The organism is Bradyrhizobium sp. USDA 4532, assembly GCF_024171315.1.
GTDB classification, from domain to species: Bacteria; Pseudomonadota; Alphaproteobacteria; order Rhizobiales; family Xanthobacteraceae; genus Bradyrhizobium; species Bradyrhizobium australafricanum.
On the sequence record NZ_JALJZN010000001.1, the window covers coordinates 4,340,242 to 4,358,449 of the forward strand.

General features: G+C 58.2%; 18 protein-coding genes and 1 pseudogene. 7 read left to right on the forward strand and 12 right to left on the reverse strand.

Annotation, left to right across the window (positions count from 1 at the left end; all coding sequences use genetic code 11):
• Positions 1-44 precede the first annotated feature (44 nt).
• The 3 genes and pseudogenes from J2R76_RS40675 to J2R76_RS19840 all read left to right on the forward strand — a co-directional run.
• Positions 45-122: pseudogene (locus J2R76_RS40675) on the forward strand (Fic family protein); the annotation flags it as partial.
• Positions 123-575, forward strand: coding sequence for a Fic family protein (locus tag J2R76_RS19835; protein ID WP_253624689.1), 453 nt, complete (start codon positions 123-125; stop codon positions 573-575).
• Positions 572-763, forward strand: coding sequence for a hypothetical protein (locus J2R76_RS19840; RefSeq protein ID WP_253624690.1), 192 nt, complete (start codon positions 572-574; stop codon positions 761-763). Before J2R76_RS19835 ends, J2R76_RS19840 begins: the two co-directional genes overlap by 4 nt.
• A 145-nt stretch (positions 764-908) precedes the next feature.
• On the opposite strand, the gene J2R76_RS19845 is transcribed toward J2R76_RS19840, so the two are convergent.
• Positions 909-1,649 carry a hypothetical protein gene (locus J2R76_RS19845; protein ID WP_253624691.1) on the reverse strand — a complete coding sequence of 247 codons (741 nt, stop codon included), beginning with the start codon at positions 1,647-1,649 and terminating at the stop codon, positions 909-911.
• Between the two features lie 1,725 nt (positions 1,650-3,374).
• On the reverse strand, positions 3,375-3,815 hold the full coding sequence (locus J2R76_RS19850; RefSeq protein WP_253624692.1) for a VirK family protein: 441 nt from the start codon (positions 3,813-3,815) through the stop codon (positions 3,375-3,377).
• 691 nt (positions 3,816-4,506) lie between these two features.
• Here J2R76_RS19850 and J2R76_RS19855 point away from each other — a divergent pair.
• Positions 4,507-5,487, forward strand: a complete 981-nt coding sequence (locus J2R76_RS19855) for a hypothetical protein (protein WP_253624693.1) — start codon at positions 4,507-4,509, stop codon at positions 5,485-5,487.
• Positions 5,488-7,121: 1,634 nt separating this feature from the next.
• On the opposite strand, the gene J2R76_RS19860 is transcribed toward J2R76_RS19855, so the two are convergent.
• Positions 7,122-7,382 (reverse strand): hypothetical protein, encoded by a 261-nt coding sequence (locus tag J2R76_RS19860; RefSeq protein WP_253624694.1) that lies wholly within the window; start codon positions 7,380-7,382, stop codon positions 7,122-7,124.
• Between the two features lie 126 nt (positions 7,383-7,508).
• Between J2R76_RS19860 and J2R76_RS19865 the strand changes: the two genes are divergently transcribed.
• The 3 genes from J2R76_RS19865 to J2R76_RS19875 are packed head-to-tail and all read left to right on the forward strand — an operon-like array spanning position 7,509 to position 10,327.
• Entirely contained in the window at positions 7,509-8,198 is a 690-nt protein-coding gene (locus tag J2R76_RS19865) for a response regulator transcription factor (RefSeq protein WP_163152289.1), read from the forward strand.
• Positions 8,199-8,224: 26 nt separating this feature from the next.
• A complete protein-coding gene (locus tag J2R76_RS19870; RefSeq protein ID WP_253624695.1) occupies positions 8,225-9,682 on the forward strand; it encodes a type II and III secretion system protein family protein in 1,458 nt (485 codons plus the stop codon).
• 9 nt (positions 9,683-9,691) lie between these two features.
• Entirely contained in the window at positions 9,692-10,327 is a 636-nt protein-coding gene (locus tag J2R76_RS19875) for a CpaD family pilus assembly lipoprotein (protein WP_253624696.1), read from the forward strand.
• Between the two features lie 171 nt (positions 10,328-10,498).
• Here the strand turns inward: J2R76_RS19875 and J2R76_RS19880 are convergent, their stop codons facing one another.
• The 9 genes from J2R76_RS19880 to J2R76_RS19920 form a co-directional block, all read right to left on the reverse strand.
• The gene (locus J2R76_RS19880; protein WP_253624697.1) at positions 10,499-11,536 is read right to left on the reverse strand and encodes an EscU/YscU/HrcU family type III secretion system export apparatus switch protein; all 1,038 of its coding nucleotides are present in this window, start codon (positions 11,534-11,536) and stop codon (positions 10,499-10,501) included.
• Positions 11,533-12,348: a type III secretion system export apparatus subunit SctT gene (gene sctT / locus J2R76_RS19885; protein WP_253624698.1), complete on the reverse strand. Its 816-nt coding sequence runs from the start codon at positions 12,346-12,348 to the stop codon at positions 11,533-11,535. Before sctT ends, J2R76_RS19880 begins: the two co-directional genes overlap by 4 nt.
• 701 nt (positions 12,349-13,049) lie before the next feature.
• Positions 13,050-13,325, reverse strand: coding sequence for an EscS/YscS/HrcS family type III secretion system export apparatus protein (locus J2R76_RS19890; RefSeq protein ID WP_025038819.1), 276 nt, complete (start codon positions 13,323-13,325; stop codon positions 13,050-13,052).
• A 1-nt stretch (position 13,326) separates the two neighbouring features.
• On the reverse strand, positions 13,327-13,992 hold the full coding sequence (gene sctR / locus J2R76_RS19895) for a type III secretion system export apparatus subunit SctR (protein ID WP_076828271.1): 666 nt from the start codon (positions 13,990-13,992) through the stop codon (positions 13,327-13,329).
• Positions 13,985-15,040 carry a type III secretion system cytoplasmic ring protein SctQ gene (gene sctQ, locus J2R76_RS19900; protein WP_253624699.1) on the reverse strand — a complete coding sequence of 352 codons (1,056 nt, stop codon included), beginning with the start codon at positions 15,038-15,040 and terminating at the stop codon, positions 13,985-13,987. The genes sctR and sctQ overlap by 8 nt, the downstream gene beginning before the upstream one ends.
• A 57-nt stretch (positions 15,041-15,097) precedes the next feature.
• The gene (locus tag J2R76_RS19905; RefSeq protein WP_253624700.1) at positions 15,098-15,634 is read right to left on the reverse strand and encodes a hypothetical protein; all 537 of its coding nucleotides are present in this window, start codon (positions 15,632-15,634) and stop codon (positions 15,098-15,100) included.
• A complete protein-coding gene (gene sctN / locus J2R76_RS19910; RefSeq protein WP_253626046.1) occupies positions 15,610-16,959 on the reverse strand; it encodes a type III secretion system ATPase SctN in 1,350 nt (449 codons plus the stop codon). The genes J2R76_RS19905 and sctN overlap by 25 nt, the downstream gene beginning before the upstream one ends.
• A 2-nt stretch (positions 16,960-16,961) precedes the next feature.
• Positions 16,962-17,585: a type III secretion system stator protein SctL gene (gene sctL / locus J2R76_RS19915; RefSeq protein WP_253624701.1), complete on the reverse strand. Its 624-nt coding sequence runs from the start codon at positions 17,583-17,585 to the stop codon at positions 16,962-16,964.
• A complete protein-coding gene (locus J2R76_RS19920) occupies positions 17,582-18,202 on the reverse strand; it encodes a nodulation protein NolU (RefSeq protein WP_253624702.1) in 621 nt (206 codons plus the stop codon). Before J2R76_RS19920 ends, sctL begins: the two co-directional genes overlap by 4 nt.
• Positions 18,203-18,208: the final 6 nt, after the last annotated feature.

Here is an 18,208-nt window from a genome sequence, read left to right on the forward strand (position 1 = left end):
GGGCTCGTTGGCACCTTGCACGGCTACTCAGGCCGCGAAACCACATCGAATCGCTATGGTTTGTAACCATACACCCTTTCGAGGATGGAAATGGACGCATCGCGCGAGCCATCGCCGATCTAATGCTGGCGCGTTCCGAGAACATCACGCACCGCTTCTACAGTATGTCGGCCCAGATCCGTCGCGAAAGGAACGATTACTATGCGGTTCTCGAAAGAACCCAAAAAGGCGACCTGAATATCACCCAGTGGATTAAGTGGTTCCTAGATTGCTTGGACCGTGCCTTTGACGGGGCTGCGGTGGTCCTCGCCAGCGTTCTGCGGAAGGCTACTTTCTGGGACGAACATGCGGGAAAGCAACTCAATGAGCGTCAGCGGGCCGTTCTCAACCGGCTTCTGGATGGCTTCCATGGAAAAATGAGCTCATCCAAGTGGGCGAAGTTGACAAAGATTTCCCAAGCGACGGCTTCGAGAGATATTGATGAACTCGTTGCACTCGGCGTCCTGAAGAAAGACGCAGCAGGCGGCAGAAGTACCAGCTATTCTTTGATCGAGCCGATGGTAGAAAGCTCATGAAGGACAATCAAGAAAAAGCCTTCGAGAAGACTCTCTCCACGCAACTTGTCCGAACCATCGATTTCGTCAAGTTCGCCGAAATCAAGAATGCCGCCCTTCTTACGTTCTCCTCGGCTTGGATCATCGGCACGATCAACCTGCTAACGAGCCAGGCCAGCTTGCCACTGGGTTACAACGTCGCATTCTGAGCGGCGCTTCCTCTTCGCTGTGGGCGGTCTGGTTTGTATTCTGTCGTTTGTCCCGCAGGTGTTGGCTCAGTTTTTCGAGACGGATGACGACTCCATCAGCTTGCTGTATTGGGGCGCCGCGCCGGGCACACATTCAGGCGCTGCCTTATTCCATATGCGAGGCGCTCCAGACCCTGAGGACCCGGGGTGCCAGTCTGGTATCGACGAGTTTGCTCCAGGACTTGCCTACTTCGATCCAGCGGCATTTTCGCGCGGGCAAGGTCTCCAGCACTTTTTGGGCAATAGGTGCGAGACTCGCAGCTTCGGAGGTTGGGTCAAGTCCAGCATCTGCAAGGATTTTTAGGGCTGCCTCTTTGGATCGCATCCACGCCGCTTCGGTGAACCTGCTCTCCGAGAAATACTCGAAACAGGTGCGAAACGTCAGAGCACGGCCGACGACCTTATGGTTTGGTAATCCCGTCTCACTGAGCCATCGGCGCAAATGGTCGCACCATTCCTTGTTGCTGAAGTCGAGAAGATTGCCACCTTCGAAAATCAAAAGCGCCGCCATGCCGGCGATCTCACATCGCACGTCTTCATCTTGTTTTTCGAACCAGTCGCGGATTGCTTGCAAGGGCGTCCTCGGCATCTCGGCCGCGCCGGTCCGCTTGAACGGGACGACGTTTTCCAGTGGGGGCATGCGCGGCCAAGGCTTCCCTTTTGCGTCCCATAAGACCCAACGCTCTGCGATCGCTTTTGCTTCTTCCGGTGACCTGGTCCGCCAAAGTTCCTTGAGCGCCTCGTCGACGTAATATGAAACATCCGCCTTCAAGCCACATGTACGCGCGATTGCTGCTAGGCGTCCGGCGTCAAGGAGCCGGGCCGCGAAGTTGTTCTCTGCGTTCATTTTCCGAGGTCTTTCGCGCCCTCTCCAGCGCGTCCCGTTCATTCTGCTCTAAGCGCACTACTAACCCGCTATTCACGCCGTTGAAAGTTAGCGGCGACGTGACAAGACGCCCGTCGGTATCGGCCGAGCAGACGCCGTCTGCTTTATGTCACGCGCCGCTAACTTCAGTGGCCAGCCACGGCCGCAACCTGCGATGGTAGCCATGCCCGGAAAGCTCCTAGGCATGGCTAGGGGTGTGCATTCTTCGTGCCAAGCAATAGTCGACAGTTTGGATGACGTTTGTGTTGGGTTTGTCTGCTTCCCGACATACTAAGGTCTCGATCCTAGCAGTGGAGCTTGTCGGCAGCGGGCTCATCTTGATGCTGCCGTCTCCGCAACCACGCGAGCGAACCTCGCTGGTGGGTCAAAACGCCTTCTGTTTTCGCTATTTGCGCTTTAATCGGCGCCCCTGCAACCACGCTGGGCTCCCTTATGGTTAGCTTAGTCCGTCCAGTTCGTACAAAATTCCTGCTCCAAGCTGGTTGCGGTCACTCTGACACACAACCTGCGTTCCAACCATCTCAATAGCAGTCTGGCCATTGATGATTGTGCTTTCTCTCTCAGGCGTCTTCAAAATCTTTCAACAACGACGGCAGTTTAACGTCGCTGGCACGTGCATAGGAGAGGGATGCACTGATACTCAGTTAGGACAATTTTCATTCGTCGAATTTTGGACATCTTAATGAGCGTATCGGGTGCGGAGACTCTAACAACAGATCGTTCCTTTCCGAGGAAGATCATTTCTTTCTTCCATCGCCAAAAAGGGAACGGTCGGCTCTCAACTCTTGAGGAGGTCGATCGGCGCCGTGTTGTGTTTGCCTTAGTCGAATAAGGAATTTATCGAATTGGCGCGTCGGCTTCGCCGACTAGGCTCTACGCGCTACGCGCGCCGAGCCTCCTATCCCGGCCTTCGGTCACGCCCCCTCGCGCGGGGCTCCGCCCCAGCGCCCACAAGGGCTGCTGCGCTCCCCGCGGCCGTCCCCCCAAGCCTTCCGCGCTGCGCTTGTGCAGGCTGGGTGATCCCGCTCGGCAGCGTCGGCCCTGCGTGCGCCACCCCCGGTCTCAGTGGGCTGGCATGACGATTCAGCGCGGAAGTCTGCGCTGAATCGTCACCCCAAAAGGAAAACTGAAAAACCAAGAATTGCGTCCAAACGACAGCTTAAGCGGCATGCAAACCCTACCGCGGCAGTCGCGCCACGATCTTAAGCGGGATGGTTCAATCACTGTAACCGCGTTTGGAAGCACGAAACTCTCAGATGAACGGACCCAAAAGACGCGGGATGCATGATACGAGCGCATTGTCGGGCGGCCAAGGAGTAAGCGTCATCATCGCGGGCCAGCAGCTTGATCGGGTTGAGCAATAGTCCTCATCGGATCGCGGATCAGGTGCGGACGTACTTCGGAAAGGCCCGTCTGGAATGTTCAAATGACAGGCCTGTCTCCGAACAATATGAGGATAGCCGGAACCGCCGATCTTCCGACAACTGAGGTTCAATGAGAATCGATGGCCGTCATACGGTACTTTGGGACAGCAAGTTCGTGCACTCGATGCGCCTTAGGAAATGACGGCCAGAAACAATCTGGCCGTCTCTCACGATCGAAACCATCCGTCATGACCTGCGAAGGTGTTTGCGCGGTTAAAGGATCAAGGTTTCGAAGCGCGTCCCCCTGCGCTGTTCTCTTCGTTTACCAGATGAACTTAGCGCCATCCGGCAGTTCGCAGATGAATTCGCCCTGGTCCACGAGTTCGGTGGTCCCGACAACAAGCTTCGAAGCCCGCACCGTGAGCCTGCCTTCGCGGCTGAGGCTATGGCGGATGTACTCGGTCACGGCATGTCCGGAGCTGTCCACCGTTTGGTGAGCATTGGCGAAGCTAATGCCGTTCTGGGGGGTCACCCTGAAGGCATTGATGACCAGACCAGCCTGAGTTGCCGACGCAGCTTTGCCACCCTCCGCGGCGGTACAGCGGCTCATGTCCAATACGAGCTTCACATTCTTGCCGGTCTGCAGGGCATTGAGCACCTCGATGTATTTCGGCGAGGGCTCATCGGCTCTCGCCATCGTGCTCACGCCTACGGTCGAAAGCAAGGACAATACGATCGCCAGTCCTTTGCCAGTACACTTCATACGCTCTTCTCCCTCAATAAGTACCACAGATCGCACGTTGCAAGACGTCGTGTAAGCCGATTGGCGGATTTAAGACATCAAGCGCCTACGACAAAGACAATTTGCCGCAAATAGACGCAAGTGGTTGTGACGGCTATTCCGACGTCACAACCTCGTAGGTCAGGTTTGCTAAAGCGGCTCGCCCCCGTGCGAAATCGACTAGAACGATTTGATCGAGCGTCGGCCGCTTGGAAACCACAAAACGGTAACCGGTCGCGCTCATCCATCGCAAGTTCGACGGCCGAGAGGATGCCGTTCTTGCGTCTTTGTAAGCAAACGACTTGAAAAGAACACGTCGGCCCGTCGCATCCGCCAGCTTGTCCATGTGATAGGCGGGCAATGACTGCTGACCCAGAGGGCGCAACCGCAAAGAGGTGGTGGTGGAGCGAACCTGACGCGGCGGTCCGAACGAGCTCAGTCAAGGGGCCTGATCTCGGCCCATTCGAAACAGCAACGACAGAGAGCACAAGACAGCGCCGACTTGTGATCCCTGGCTTTTCGCGCCTTCTGGCTGACGATCGCCTCACTGATAAAATCCATCCGGCTCCCCTCAAAGGCCAAGGCAAATGGCTTCCTTCCTGGTCCGTCAGCTTCTCGAAAGCTCCGCCTGCAATAGTCTCCGCCAATAGCCGGCACTCGAACGGAGACTGAAATGAATGTTGATCCCCGGAATGCCGCCGACACTCCATTCGAGGTTCACAACGTGCTGCAGCAGCCGAGCCGGATCGACAGGCAATCAGACGAGCTTAGCGCCCAGCCCAGCGCACCCGCACACAGTTCCGAAGATCAAGCAAGCTTTGAGCAGCAGCTGTATGACCTGGACCTCAATGACCAGGATTCGGTTTTGCCAAGGTCGGATTCAGTCTCGTCGGTGGCAAGCTCCGCAACCGGCACGTCGTCGTCTGCGTCGAACCAGGCGGCCCCGGAAGCCGGTTGCTATCCAGCCTCATCATTTGTCAGCGCGCGCGCCCAACTTGCCGCAACACTGACAGGTGCCACTCTTGAAACGCTCCGGAACGAGATCAACCTTGCCGAGCAGCAATCGGCACGTTGGTCACCGGCGACCGCACCTCCCGTCGATCGGGACCGCGTATTCGAGGACGTGGCGGGCTCGTCATATGTCACACTGCGGCGCTTTCAGAATCAGAACAGCGATTGCAAGCCGCGCAAGGAAGAAAACACAAGCGCAATATCGCATGTTCGTAACACGGCTCGGGATCACTCTTCCGTTGGATACCCGCTAGAGCGCTATCCTCTGGACCGGGCGCGCCAAGCTGGCTGGCATATGCGCGGCCAGACAACCACATCTGCCTTCGTATCGTTGGTCGAGGATCCGGAAAAACTCGCCGTTTCGCGCGACCCTTGGGCAAGAGCGATCGCCAACCATGCGGACGCGCTGCACACCTACACGGTACCGAAGTCCGCGGTCTGGACGCCTGACGACGTGCTGAGCAGCATCGGTCTTGGAATGAATGCCGAAGATCCGGACCACGTCGACGGGGACGTCGATTTGATGTGCTCACTCGGCAGAACTCCAACCCGAGAGACTGAGCGCCTGTTCCTGGGCGGCAATTTGGAGAGTTACCGAACCGCAAGCGAAGCCAATCCCTACAAGCGCGGGAGTAATGAATAGATAATCTGTCGACCGCGCCATTTGGCAGGTTCGTTTGGGTTCATGCGCCGAGACGACCGCCTCAAGGTAGACCTGGAGCACGGCACATCTCACGCGTTACAATTTGAGCATAGGGCGTGGCACGACCGATGTCTGATTAACTTGTCGATCGAACGGGGCAGCCCTCTACGCAGTGCGCAACAGGCGGTTGAGGGCTCCGAGACGGAAAGTCGCACTACGACGGCCGGGAGGAGCTGGCCGTTTGGGGCATCCTGGTATCTTGACTGCGTTCTGACATCGCACGGCATCAATTTGTTAATGGCCATCCCGCGTGGCCGAAGACGTGATGAAATAAGCCGCTGAACGCGAAGCATCGCCCCTTTTAGCTAGCTTGACCTGACATTGAACAGGCGATCAACGCTTTGGCCGCGATCGCATCAGCTGTCCACTCGTCCGCGGCAAGCGATACTGTTGCAGCAAGGCCGATCCGTCACCTGGATGTGTTCCATCAAAACAATCGATTTTGCCGGGGACGGTTAAACGGCTCATAGTCGACCGCGATCTATGGAGGCAGCATTCAAAAATGACGTCTGGCAATCGATTCTCTCCTCAATCTCTTGATGATCAAATTGGCTCGCGCGATCACTCGTCCGCATCTCGGCTGTTAGCCCGTGACCGTCACGTGAACGCATACCCGCCCCGGTCTTCCCGCAAAATTGCCACGTATGTGGCGGATCCGTCGATCGTCCGATTGTGACGCCATGGCTTTGCTCAAAGCCTGGCACGAACGACTGGCTCTTCGTGCACATCCATGGCTCTGGCGCCAAGCTTGATCGGACGACGAAATGGTGACGACCTGGACAGCGCGAGACAAACCGCCATGCGCAGGTCGATGGTCTGGTCCAAACTGTGTCACCGTTAGCTCACAAGGCTTTCGACTTTGATGGCACCGCCACAAGCAGTCGAAGGCCCTTGAATCTTACCTAGCGTCAGATTGTAGGATTTCCGACAGTCTCGCGACAGAATCCGCTCGCGTGAACTCTTCCCGACAGGTAGCAAGAAATGCGAACGTCTCAAAAACTCAATGCTCGGTGGCTCCGCCTCGTTACGCTCCTCGATGGCTTCTCTTCAGAGCGGACATCGTGCGTCGCCTCTGCGCACAGCAGAGGACGAAGCATCCCACGCGTAACCAGAGCAGGATCCAGCCGGCGAGAAGAACGGGGGCAGTCGCAATTTTGCTCATGCCGGTCACACACCGAGTTGGAGATCAAATCATTCATTCGCCGTTCATCCCGTGTGATGACACGGTGCCAGCGTAAGCACCTTAGGCGATGCGCGATGACAACACCGGATTCGATTCGTTCTTTGTTCGCAGCATTCGCTCCGCGGCGTGGGAGGACTTCAGCGCGTCCCAACTTCGGGACGCTTGGCACCTCGCGTGGCAATCCAGCGAGAGGATGCCTATCAGGCCGCTAGACGTACTGATCTTTTGTCATGCATCTCGGCCCTATCCAGCACTCGGCCAGATGCAGAGCGCGTGAACCGTCTTAAAAGCGCGGGAAAACTTGCATTGTCGTGGCTTGACGACACTACAGGCTCAACAGCCTAGCAGGACCGACCGCGGATTAAGACGAATTGGGGGAGTTTCCAAAATGTCAACTTCGCTTGTCTGTTCGGCCAATTCCGCCGCTCTCGCCTGCGATTTCGTTTCGCTCGTGCGGTTTGGCGCAATCGCTCCTGCAGGCGGCGGGCTCGGCCCACAGATGCATCAGCGCGCTGCCAAGGCTTTCAACCTTGTTGGAAATCGCAGAGCTCTTGCCGACATACAGGGTCTTTTGAACGGTGTCGCCGGCGGAGATGCGCGGCAGGCCGCCTATCCGATGACGATAGACCGGCAGACATTGATCGCCTGCCACTATGCTCCACCCTGGCATTTCCGACTTTTCGAATTCGCGTCAAAGCGGCCGCCTCTCGGATCCACCCAGCTTCATGGTCAACCGTGACACGCTCAAGTCCTGCCGAGGATGGACGAGAGGCAATGAATGCGAATTCTCCTGGTTGATCATCATGCGGACTTTGGCCGCGCCGTGAAGGAAGCGCTCTTGAATTGCGGCTTCGCCGTTGATGTGACGCGCACACTGGATGAGGCGTCGGCCGCGCTGGAATGCGCGAACTACCACATGGTCCTGCTCGAATCTGTCTTGCCCGACGGAGACGGACTGGACTGGCTGAAGCAGTTACGGCGCGAGGGACGATCAATGCCGGCGATGATGATGAGTAGTCTCAATGATCTCAGCCGCCGAATTGCAACTTTCAATGCAGGTGCGGATGATTTCCTGCCCAAGCCCGTGTCTATCGACGAACTCATCGCCCGCATGCGAGCTATTCTGCGGCGGTCGACGCAAATGACGGCGCCGGTGGTAACATTCGGCAATCTGCATTTCGACCCGATCGCAAGGCAAGTCTCGGTCGGCGGCCGGATACTGAGAATTGCGCGGCGCGAAGTGTGCATTCTCGAACATCTGCTCAACCGCGCCGGCCGCACCGTGCCGCGCACATCGCTGGAAGATAGCTTGTATGCGTTTGACGACGAGGTCTCGACCAACGCGCTGGAAGTCGGGATCTATCGCTTACGCGCGCATTTGAACCAGGCCGGTGCGACGCTCAGGATCAAGACCGCGCGCGGGGTCGGCTACACCCTTGAACTCGTCGGCGCAGCATCGGCTGCCTAGCAATCTAACTTGAAAGCAACAATCCCTTGAAGGTCGTCAAGAATGCTGCCGGCGCCAATCTGCCGCCGATGGTCATGATCGCGCAACGCTCTGCCGCTCTGCCCCGCTTGTGCTACGTCCTGTGCGGACTTGCTCTGCTGTTTCCGCTTGCCGGCGCAGCCGAGACAAAACGGGACGGCAAAGGAGAGCCGCCACGTGCGGCGCCTGGCAGCACCACCGGCACGCTCAACCTCACCTCCTCACAGGGCAAGACTGTTCATCTGAACGCGCCGGCAGCGAGCATTTTTGTTGCCGACCCGGCGATCGCCGACTACCAGGCGCCATCGAGCAGCACGATATTCGTATTTGGCAAAAAATCCGGGCGAACCAGCCTGTTCGCCTTGAACGAGAACGGCGAGGCTCTCGCCGAGCTGCGCGTCGTTGTCACCCAGCCGATCGAGGACCTGCGTGCCACGCTGAAGGCTGAGATCGGCGATTATCCGATCCAGGTCAGCTATACCCCACGCGGCGCAATCCTTGGCGGGACGGCTCCCAACGCCGATATCGTCGAGACGGCCAGGAAGGTGACCGAGCAGTTTCTCGGTCCGGGTGCGCTGGTCGTCAACAAGATCCAGGTGGCAGGTTCGCTGCAGGTGAATCTGAGTGTGCGGGTGGCAGAAGTCTCCCGCAGTGCCGTCAAGGACCTCAATATCAACTTTACGGCTTCCGGTCCGAACGGCGCTTTCCTTGTCACTGGAAAAGGTGGCGGTTCTGGGCCGGCCCGCGGCGGCGGCACGATCGGCATCGGGTACAGCGCTGGCAATACCAACCTGAGCGCTGTTCTCGACGCGCTCGCCAGCGAGCACCTCGCCTCGATCCTGGCTGAACCGAACCTGACCGCCATGTCTGGGGAATCCGCAAGTTTTCTGGCCGGTGGCGAATTTCCAATTCCGGTGATGCAGGACAACCGGCAAGTCTCGGTCCAATTCCGACAATTCGGAATCAGCCTGGAGTTCGTCCCGACCGTCCTCAGCAATAATCAGATCAATATCCATGTGAAGCCTGAAGTCAGCGAACTGTCGAAAGAAGGCGAGGTCAGCGTCAACGGAATATCGGTGCCCGGTCTCTCCACGCGTCGTGCCAGTACTGTTGTCGAGCTTGCCAGCGGCCAAAGCTTCGCCATTGGGGGGCTCATCAGGCGCAATTTCAGTACCGACATCGGCACTTTTCCTTGGTTAGGAGATGTTCCGATCCTTGGTGTGCTGTTTCGCTCCTCTTCATTTCAGAAGCAGGAGACCGAACTGGTCATCATTGTCACTCCCTACATCGTCCGACCGGGATCTGGCCCGGGCAAGATGAGCGCTCCAACTGATCGCATCGGGCCGCCTTCGGACGCAGGGCGCACCCTGACGAATACGCTGGCTGGTTCATCGAAGGGGCGTGAGGCGGCGCCCGCCACGGTCAGATCGGGTGCAACCGTCGGTGCCGGCTTTATCATTGAATGAGGACTGCCAATGACCTTGCGACGACACCTATGTCTTTTGATCGCAGTTGCGGCTGCCCTTGGCGGATGTGCAAATAGTACTGCGATTTCTTCCGGACCGGTCGGACAAGCGGTCAGGGTGGAGCGGAAGACCAGTGTCCTGCTGCTTCAAAATCTTCGTCGCAACGAGAGGTACGGCCTGCGGGATTTCATTGCGAATGCCAGCCGCGGCCGGCGCGATGCACTCCAACTCGACGTCGCCGGCTCACCGCGGCTCGTAGCGCAAGTTGCCCATGAGGCGCGCGCGATGGGCATTGCCCCCTACAATATCCGCCTGTCCGCCTCTCCCGTCGATCTACCCGCACATTTCGGGGTCCGGATCGAGGCAATTACCTACGAAGCACATCCTGCCGCTTGTCCGCCGTTCGCTGTCACCGGCCCTTCTCTCGGCGACAATTCGTTCGATCCAACGCTTGGCTGCTCAGTCCGCAATAACCTTGCAGTCATGGTCAACGATCCCGGCGACCTGCTCGGCAATAGCGTCGTCATGCCGACCAGCGGTGATCGGGCAGTGCTTCCCATCACAGTCCGCGGGCCCGCGGCGACCGGCAATCGCAGCAATTTGGAGGATGGAACCCAAAACAAGGGTGCGCCCGAAACCCAATAATATCCGGCCAGGACCAACGACGCCGGGCACTCTGGTTTCCATATCAGTTTTGCGATCGGCCGACGAGCTCCTGGACTCCGGTCTGTGCTCGGCCGCTGTTTTTGGTTCGCGGAGCTCTTACCAAGTTCTGCGACAATAGCGGTTTTGACCGAAGGTCTGAGCGCGTCGACGCTACACAAGGCCGGCGGCAAACACCGCCTTTGCGACCCTCTCGAAACAAACCATGGGAACGGCCTTGCCCATCGCACCTTTACTGATCAGCTGACGCGCCAACACATGATCCTCGACAATGCTCAGACGCTGGGCCCGCGCCTGCGCCAGTAACTCTGACGCCGCCTCGCCTTCACCGCGGCACACCAGGACCGGGACGCCTGTCTCGCCCCGCACGTAGCGCAGCCCAATCACCGTCGCCGGTCCAGTCAATATCAATGTTGCCCGGTGGATGCCGAGCGGAGACTCGTTCGCCGACTCGCGACGGAGCCTGCGGTGTTCACCCTTGATATGCGGATTACCATCTTGTTCCTTGGACTCGCGCTTGGCCTCGCTCTGCGTCATGCGCATGTCGCGCAGGAATAACCAACGCTGAATGAGCAGATCGGCGAGCCCACCAATCAGAAAGGCGCCGGCAGCAATCGCTATCAGTACTTTCAGCTCGTTAAAGACAAAACCAAGGCAGCTTAAATCGCACACCGGCAAATAGACCAATGCCCTCCAACCTGAGAGCACAGTGAAGACGAACGTGGCGCCAAGAACCAATACTTTGACGAGGGACTTTCCAAGCTCCACAAGCGAGCGCTGGGAGACAATCCGCTTCAGCCCTTTGACCGGATCCAATTTCTCAAAGCTAGGTTTCAGTGGCTCGACGGAAATCGTCAGCCCGCCGTTGGCCAAGATGCCGGCCAAGATGGCCGCAACCAACGCCGCACCCAGAATGGGGGCTACGGCTGCCATAGAAAGGTCCATCAATCCGACCAAGGCCTGCCGGACCGCACTGTTGAATGGCTGGCCCTGCAGCTTGTCGATGAGCCGCACCGCTTCGCGCCATCCGTCTTCGATCGGGCCTGCCCTGAAGCACAGGCAGCCGAAACCAGCGCAGAGGCTTGCCGCGGTCACAAAGTCGGCGCTGCGCGGGCTCTGCCCTTTCTTACGCGCGTCCCTCAGCTTCTTGTGACTCGGTGGAAGCTTTTTCTCTTCACTCGTATCATTCATTTCAAGAACTTCTCGAGCCGCTCCAGCACACCGTCGAACTGAACGATCTCGGCGCCCATATATTCGATCAGGAAGACGGTGTAGCTCACCATGATGATGCCAAAGGCAGCATTCTTGATGGTCGGAGAGAGATCGTTCAGCTTGATTTGCGGCGCAAAGCGCCCAAGCAGCATGAGGGATACGTCAATCAGAAGCAGCAGAGCCAGCACAGGCCCGGCGACCACGAGCGTCGCATGCATGATATGGTCGAGAAGCTTGATAAATTCCATTGCCCCCTGCTGGGTCAGGGGCGGTAGCAGCCGATACACGGGCCAGATCAGATAACTCCCGTAAAGGCATCTGACCATTGTCTGCAGGCCTCCCGATACGACGAAGATCGTAACCGCCGCAGTTCCGAGAAAGAGCCCCATTGCGGAGGTTTGGCTGCGTGTCGCGGGATCGTCTACCTGACTGGAGATGCCGCGCTGGGTATCAATGATGTCACCAACGGCTTGGATGCTCCAAAGTGGTATGCTGAGCAGAAAGCCGAACAATAGGCCGATAAATATCTCCTTCACACCGAGGAGCGCGACCGCAATCATACGGGTGCCGGGATCCAGCGCCTGCAAGCCGCTCTTGACTTGCATCAAGCAAGGCAATCCAATTACAATCGTCGCGCTTGCGCGGATCATCCCGCCAATGTGCGGCCGCGTGAATACCGGATGAACCAGCATAATGCCAAGCGCACGGGCCGCGCTAAGTCCAGCCGCAACGACGAATTCGACGGCAGTCTGAACCAGACTTTGCGTCTCGGTGGGTGACAACGCATCCATTTGAGCTCAGCTCACCGCTCGCTTCAAGCTAATCTAATCGCCCGGGCGCCTCGCCATTATGCGAGTCGTCAACTCTGCTGGTCATCTACCTCGTGTCCGAGCGGCTGCAAATCGACATACCTAGCGCTAGGGCCACGTCACTTGCGCTTCCACTCTCCGCAGCCACGGCTGTCCACCAATAAGGTATGACCATCTCAATGATAGGCCCCCCCAAATAGCGCCGTTACCGGGCCAGCAAGCCAAGCTCCTTTGGCTGTCACCGGCCCGTAGGGCGGTTTCTGGTGACCTGGAGCTTCGGAGCTTGCATCAATTCAACAGTTCGCGGCGATCGGTCTCGGCCGGCACTTCATCGCGGCTTGATCCATCAGATCGTCAAAACCCTGCGCCCACTTGAGATCAAATCGGTTCGCCTATCCACCTAGTTAACAACTCGCCAGGTTATGCATCGAGGGCCAGGCCTCACAGCAGATCATTTCATCGTGGAGCCAGACTCGAATTGAGTGGATGGCAATTTCAGATGAGGTCATTCCTCCTTCGAAGGCCGATCGAGCCGAACAGGACAGTCCGGACATCTATCTGTCCCATGATAATGAGGCGAGCTTTCGGTAAGCTGACGAAACTCGTCTCTTCCATGGTTCAAAATGAGGACAGACAAGCGCGACGCCATAGCTGCAGGCTTGGTCCGCCTTGCGTTCCCCGCACTAATACCTCGCTGTGAGCGCCGGGAACTCGGTGAAGATGTGCTGTGCTTGCTCGATCAGTGGCGCGCTCAGCACCGGGGCAAACAGAACGAGAACCGCGACGACGACGAGGAGCTTCACTGTCAGTGGCAAGGTTTGATCCTGGAGCTGGGTTGCTGCCTGCACGATGCCGATACCCAGTCCGGCCACGAGCGCTGCCAGGAGCGGCGGAAGAACCCAGATCATGAACAGGACAAGTGATCGGCTCAGGTGGGTGAGGATGCTGGCTTCGTCCATCTCAACCTCCGGGGGATGCGTAGCTTAACACCAGTCCGTGCATGAGCCGCGACCAGCCGTCGATTGTGACGAACAGAAAGAGCTTGAAAGGAACGGATATCATTGTTGGTGACACCATTGACATGCCCATGGCCATCAGAATTGTCGTCACGATCAGGTCGATCGTGATGAACGGAAGGTAGAGAAGGAAGCCGATCTCAAATGCACGCTTAAGTTCCGAGATCAAAAACGACGGCACGAGAATTGCCAAATCATCGGCTGTTGCGTTGCTGCGCATCTCGTCCGACCAGATATGTTCCGTCGATGACAGGAAGAACGTGCGCTGCTCCTCAGTAGTGAACTTTTTGAGGTGGGCGCGCAGCGGCTCGCTGCCCTCCTTAGCGGCGGTCAACCAGTCGTCGGCGGTTTGGTAGCGAAGTTGCGGATCGGTCACGCGGTTGTAGGTCTGCTCGAACACTGGAGCGCCTATGAACACGGTAAGAATCAATGCAGCGCCATACAGAACGATATTCGGTGGTATGGACTGAGTCCCGAGCGCGTTGCGAACCAGGAACAGAACGACAGAAACCTTTATGAAGGCGGTCGTTGTGACGACTGCGAACGCCAGCAGGCCAAGGCCGACCGTCGCCGCAAGAAGTGCAAGGATGCTCGGTTGAATGTCAACCATTGACCGCCAACCTGCTACGCAACCGGATCCCAAGCGCCTCACCGATGCGCACGATGTCGCCCCGGCCGATCAATTGACCGTTGGCTACAATATCGACCGCACCGTCCAGGGACCGCCCAAGTTCGAACACGTGTCCCTCGTTGATGCTTCTCAACGTACCCAGCGGGATAGGCCAGCGGCCGCATTCGAACACAAGCGTGATCTCAACACTGTCGATGTCGGCTTCCGAGGGCGGGATTGCTTGTTCCATTTGGGGGCGTATCGTCATATTTACATACCTTAGAGGATGAGGCTGCAGGCGGAATGGTCCGCGAAGGACAAGTCTGTCGTCCACGGCCTGCGCCGGCGCCCACAACTTGTCCGCCGTGAGGATCAGCTGGCTATGGGCAAAGGGAATGACGTCGGGCAGCAGTGCGTCGCCGGGCTGTGCTTGGCGAAGTAGCCTGACAGGCGCCCGCAGCGAGCCGATCTCTGTCTTAAGCACGACCGGAAATTCCGACGAAATCTTGCCTTGCTCTCGCGGTAATTGACCAATCAACTCGCCTAGCAAGCGAAACGCAGAAGGAATCAGACCGTCAAGCGGCGCGAACAAGAACAGGCGAGCCTTTCCCGCCAGCGCTCCGATGGCAACATCGAGCTCCAGATAGGGGTCTTTGGCCGTTGCGTCTTCGATGCGGATCAGCTGCACATTCGATGCGAGAACGTTCTCTAATCCAGCGATCCAGGGTTCCAGTGCGAGCTCGAGAACGAGCGAGCGGGTTGGGTCGGAAGGTAACGTAAGGCCCTGCTGGACCGTTGAAATCAGTGTCTCGACGAGAAGACGAGGCAAGGACAAAACAGCTGTCTCGCCGCCGGCGCAAAATACGCAGTCGAGCATCGACATGTCATATGGCTCCGCCTGCCAGACAAGCCGGCTCACACGGATGGATAGTGGCTTGTCGCCAAGGCGGCTCTGCAAGATGGTACGCCGTGCGGCAATCTCGTTGGCCCACGAGACCACTTCATGCGCCAGCTTCACCGCTGGCTGAAATAGTGCGGGTTCAGCCACGGCGCTTACCGACAGGTTGCACAGGCGCAGTTCGCGACGTCATAACAGAACCAGCCATTAGAACGCCCCGCCGATCGTCTGGCTGCGCGAACCACCCTGATATCGGAGCAAAACCTCATCGTCGGCGTCGATTTCGGCCGCAGACTCCGAACGGACGGCGCTCGCGCGCTGGACATTGCCCTCAATCTCTTGCCATTTCTGGCTCGCCGCCGAACGCCCGGCCCATAGTGCCCGCGCCTCACTCACCGCCCGCTGTGCCTCCTCATGCGCGATGCGTGCCTGCTCAAGCGCCTGACGCGCCGATTCGATCTCTGCTGCCAGTCGCCCAATGACGAGTTGACACCGTCGATCGAGCTCGGTCACGGACGTTGTCTCGAGCTGCGCCAGTTCCCGATAAAGTTCAGCTTCGACCTTGGCGCGATGCTTCTGCGCGGCTTCAAGACCCTCAGACGCCCGCTGCAGCGCGTCGGCTGCAATTCGGCGCTTGGCTTCCATGTTCGACAATTCACGAAGCGCGCTTCGCTCCCTCATGTCTTTCACCAGCCGCAATTTCGACGCTTGCACGGGATTCAGGCCGTGAGACGCGACATCCATGAAACGGTCTCCTCAAAGCTGGACGGCTCGTCCTGTCCCTGGCGCAAGAATGCGCGCAGTTCCTCGATTGAATCGATTGCCCGATCAGTCAGTGGGTCGCTGCCGGGCTTGTATTCACCGACCTTGATCAGAAACTCAGCCTCATTGTAGCGCGAGAGCAGATCGCGGAAGACGGAGGCCGCCTTGCGATGTGGCGCGGAGGCGACCGCATCCATGACACGACTTCGGCTCGACAGCACATCGATGGCGGGAAAATGCTCGCGCGAAGCCAGCGCGCGCGAAAGAATGATATGACCATCAAGAATGCCGCGCGACTCTTCGGCAATCGGATCGCCCGTGCCGTCACCTTCGACAAGCACTGTATAGAATGCCGTGATGGAGCCCCGCTCTCCCATACCGGCACGTTCCAACAGACCGGGCAGCAGCGCAAAAACGGAAGGAGGAAAGCCGCGTCGGGTGGGAGGTTCTCCCGCGGCGAGGCCGATTTCGCGCATCGCGCGGCTAAAGCGCGTCAGCGAATCCATCATTAGCACGACCTGCAGTCCTTGATCCCGAAAATACTCCGCGAGTGCGGTCGCCATATGAGCGCACTGCGCCCGCTCCATTGCGGATCGATCGGATGTCTCAACGACAACGATCGTGCGCGCAATGGCATCTCCAATATGACGTTCAATGAATTCACGCACCTCGCGGCCGCGCTCTCCTATGAGTGCAACTACGGTGACATCAGCGGCCGCCCCTTTTACAATTTGCGACATCAGCGTCGACTTACCGCACCCAGCATCTCCATAGATTCCGATCCGCTGACCTTCGCCACACGTCAGAAGCCCATCCAACACGCGAACGCCGAGAGGAAATGACTGCTCGATGCTGCGCCGTTTCATCGGGTTGGGTGCCCTGCCGCGGAGCGGACAAGTGTGGACCGTCTTTATGGGCCCCTTGCCGTCGAGTGGACGGCCGAAGCTGTCGATCACGCGACCGAGCAGGCCGGGCCCGACCGACACTTCCTGCATGCGCCCGGTCGGGACCACTTCCGCGCGGTGTGACAGGCCCACCATATCGCCGATAGGCGTCAGCAGAACCCCATCCGGCAGCAAACCGATGACTTCCGCCTCAAGCGCCCATCCGGATGCGTGATCCTGCAACAGGCAAAGTTCTCCGACACGGGCCCCTGGTAATACGGCATGAAGTAACGTGCCGATCGCCCGCGTGATCCGTCCCCGCACAGCGCGCGTATCGACATCCTTTGCTGCGGACCTTACAGATGCTAGCGCCGCATGCAAATCTCCTTCTCCGGCTGCTTGATCAGGGTCTGATCGTTGCATCGTCACGATTCGCCTTCCTGAGAAGATGGATCAAGGCTGAGACGCAGTTTGCGGAGCTGTGCGGCAAGTCCTAAATCCACATTGCCAAACTCGCTCCACAGAATGCACTGGTCAGGCCCCATAGCCGGGTCCGGATCAAGTCTGACTTTCGGCCGACCATCCGTCCCGTCGAACGCCTGGAATTCATGTCTTAGTGCATCAGCGTTCACAGGAGACACGTGAAGGCATACTTCTGCGCTGCCATATCTTTGCTCGACGGCGTGACGAACGGTCCTTACCAGCATCTCGCCGGGATCAAAGGAGCCCAGCAGGTCGGTCAATATCTCAAGGACGAGCTGTGGCAACTCCTGTTGCAGAACGGCTTTTCGCCGGGCCACATCGGAAGCAGCTCGGGCGATCAGCTGTGCCATTTCATCCGATCCTGACCTAAGACCCTCGCTGTGGCCGCGCTCCCGCTCTTGCTGATGGGCTTTGCTTGCCCAGCTGCGAACCTGCCGCAGATAGCGGTCGGCTAGCGCACGCGTCTGCACCGCATCGTACCAGATGCCGAGTTCCGCGGCTGGTATGAGTGGACCAAGCGGCCTTATCCGTGGGCTATCTGGCCGGGCTATTTCATCGGCCGTCATGCCGCTGACGCCTCGCTGGCCAAGTGGGCTACCACCAAAGACAGCAAACGACTCGCTGCGTTGTGGTGTTCGGCTGCTGGGGATTCGGCGGCGGTCCCCACAGGTAAACGGAAAAGGACGCGCACACGGTCAAGCTCTGATGCGTCCTTGAGCCAGGCACCAAGGCAGGCATGTCCGTCATGTTCAATCTGGCTCGATAGTTTATGCGGATCGACAATCGATGTGGTCGCGACTGCGCCAGATAAGTGTCGGATTGCGAAAGCATGTGCTTCCGCACCAATATTTTCGGTCAGAATCGCCACATCATGCTTTGACACAAGCTTCAGCACCGAACGGGCATGCCAGATACTGCCAGCGAGCAAGGCCGCCCGACGCGGATCATGCCCGAACAGAACGTCCCTGCCCCAGTCAGTTACATTCGATGCCAGTTCACTTTTCAGCAGCAATTCGGCCAGTCTTTGCTGCAGCCTCGGAGTCTTCTGCAATTGAAGCACTGTGGCCTCCGACAGGAGCCCATCAAGATGGCCGGCCAAACGGCTGGGATGGATCAAGACGGCAAGCTCGCGCAGGCGATCGGAATGCGCGTTGAGTGAATGATTTTTGTCGAGGGATACCATCTATAC

Excerpts from the sequence above, each read along its gene's own strand:
- J2R76_RS19855 (WP_253624693.1), top strand. The coding sequence starts at position 4,507 with ATGAATGTTGATCCCCGGAATGCCGCCGACACTCCATTCGAGGTTCAC.
- J2R76_RS19880 (WP_253624697.1), bottom strand. The coding sequence starts at position 11,536 with ATGAATGATACGAGTGAAGAGAAAAAGCTTCCACCGAGTCACAAGAAG.
- J2R76_RS19875 (WP_253624696.1), top strand. The coding sequence starts at position 9,692 with ATGACCTTGCGACGACACCTATGTCTTTTGATCGCAGTTGCGGCTGCC.
- J2R76_RS19865 (WP_163152289.1), top strand. The coding sequence starts at position 7,509 with ATGCGAATTCTCCTGGTTGATCATCATGCGGACTTTGGCCGCGCCGTG.
- J2R76_RS19835 (WP_253624689.1), top strand. The coding sequence starts at position 123 with ATGCTGGCGCGTTCCGAGAACATCACGCACCGCTTCTACAGTATGTCG.
- sctR (WP_076828271.1), bottom strand. The coding sequence starts at position 13,992 with ATGGTTGACATTCAACCGAGCATCCTTGCACTTCTTGCGGCGACGGTC.
- sctL (WP_253624701.1), bottom strand. The coding sequence starts at position 17,585 with ATGACGGCCGATGAAATAGCCCGGCCAGATAGCCCACGGATAAGGCCG.
- J2R76_RS19920 (WP_253624702.1), bottom strand. The coding sequence starts at position 18,202 with ATGGTATCCCTCGACAAAAATCATTCACTCAACGCGCATTCCGATCGC.
- J2R76_RS19890 (WP_025038819.1), bottom strand. The coding sequence starts at position 13,325 with ATGGACGAAGCCAGCATCCTCACCCACCTGAGCCGATCACTTGTCCTG.
- J2R76_RS19840 (WP_253624690.1), top strand. The coding sequence starts at position 572 with ATGAAGGACAATCAAGAAAAAGCCTTCGAGAAGACTCTCTCCACGCAA.
- J2R76_RS19845 (WP_253624691.1), bottom strand. The coding sequence starts at position 1,649 with ATGAACGCAGAGAACAACTTCGCGGCCCGGCTCCTTGACGCCGGACGC.
- J2R76_RS19905 (WP_253624700.1), bottom strand. The coding sequence starts at position 15,634 with ATGGATGTCGCGTCTCACGGCCTGAATCCCGTGCAAGCGTCGAAATTG.
- J2R76_RS19850 (WP_253624692.1), bottom strand. The coding sequence starts at position 3,815 with ATGAAGTGTACTGGCAAAGGACTGGCGATCGTATTGTCCTTGCTTTCG.
- sctN (WP_253626046.1), bottom strand. The coding sequence starts at position 16,959 with ATGCAACGATCAGACCCTGATCAAGCAGCCGGAGAAGGAGATTTGCAT.
- sctT (WP_253624698.1), bottom strand. The coding sequence starts at position 12,348 with ATGGATGCGTTGTCACCCACCGAGACGCAAAGTCTGGTTCAGACTGCC.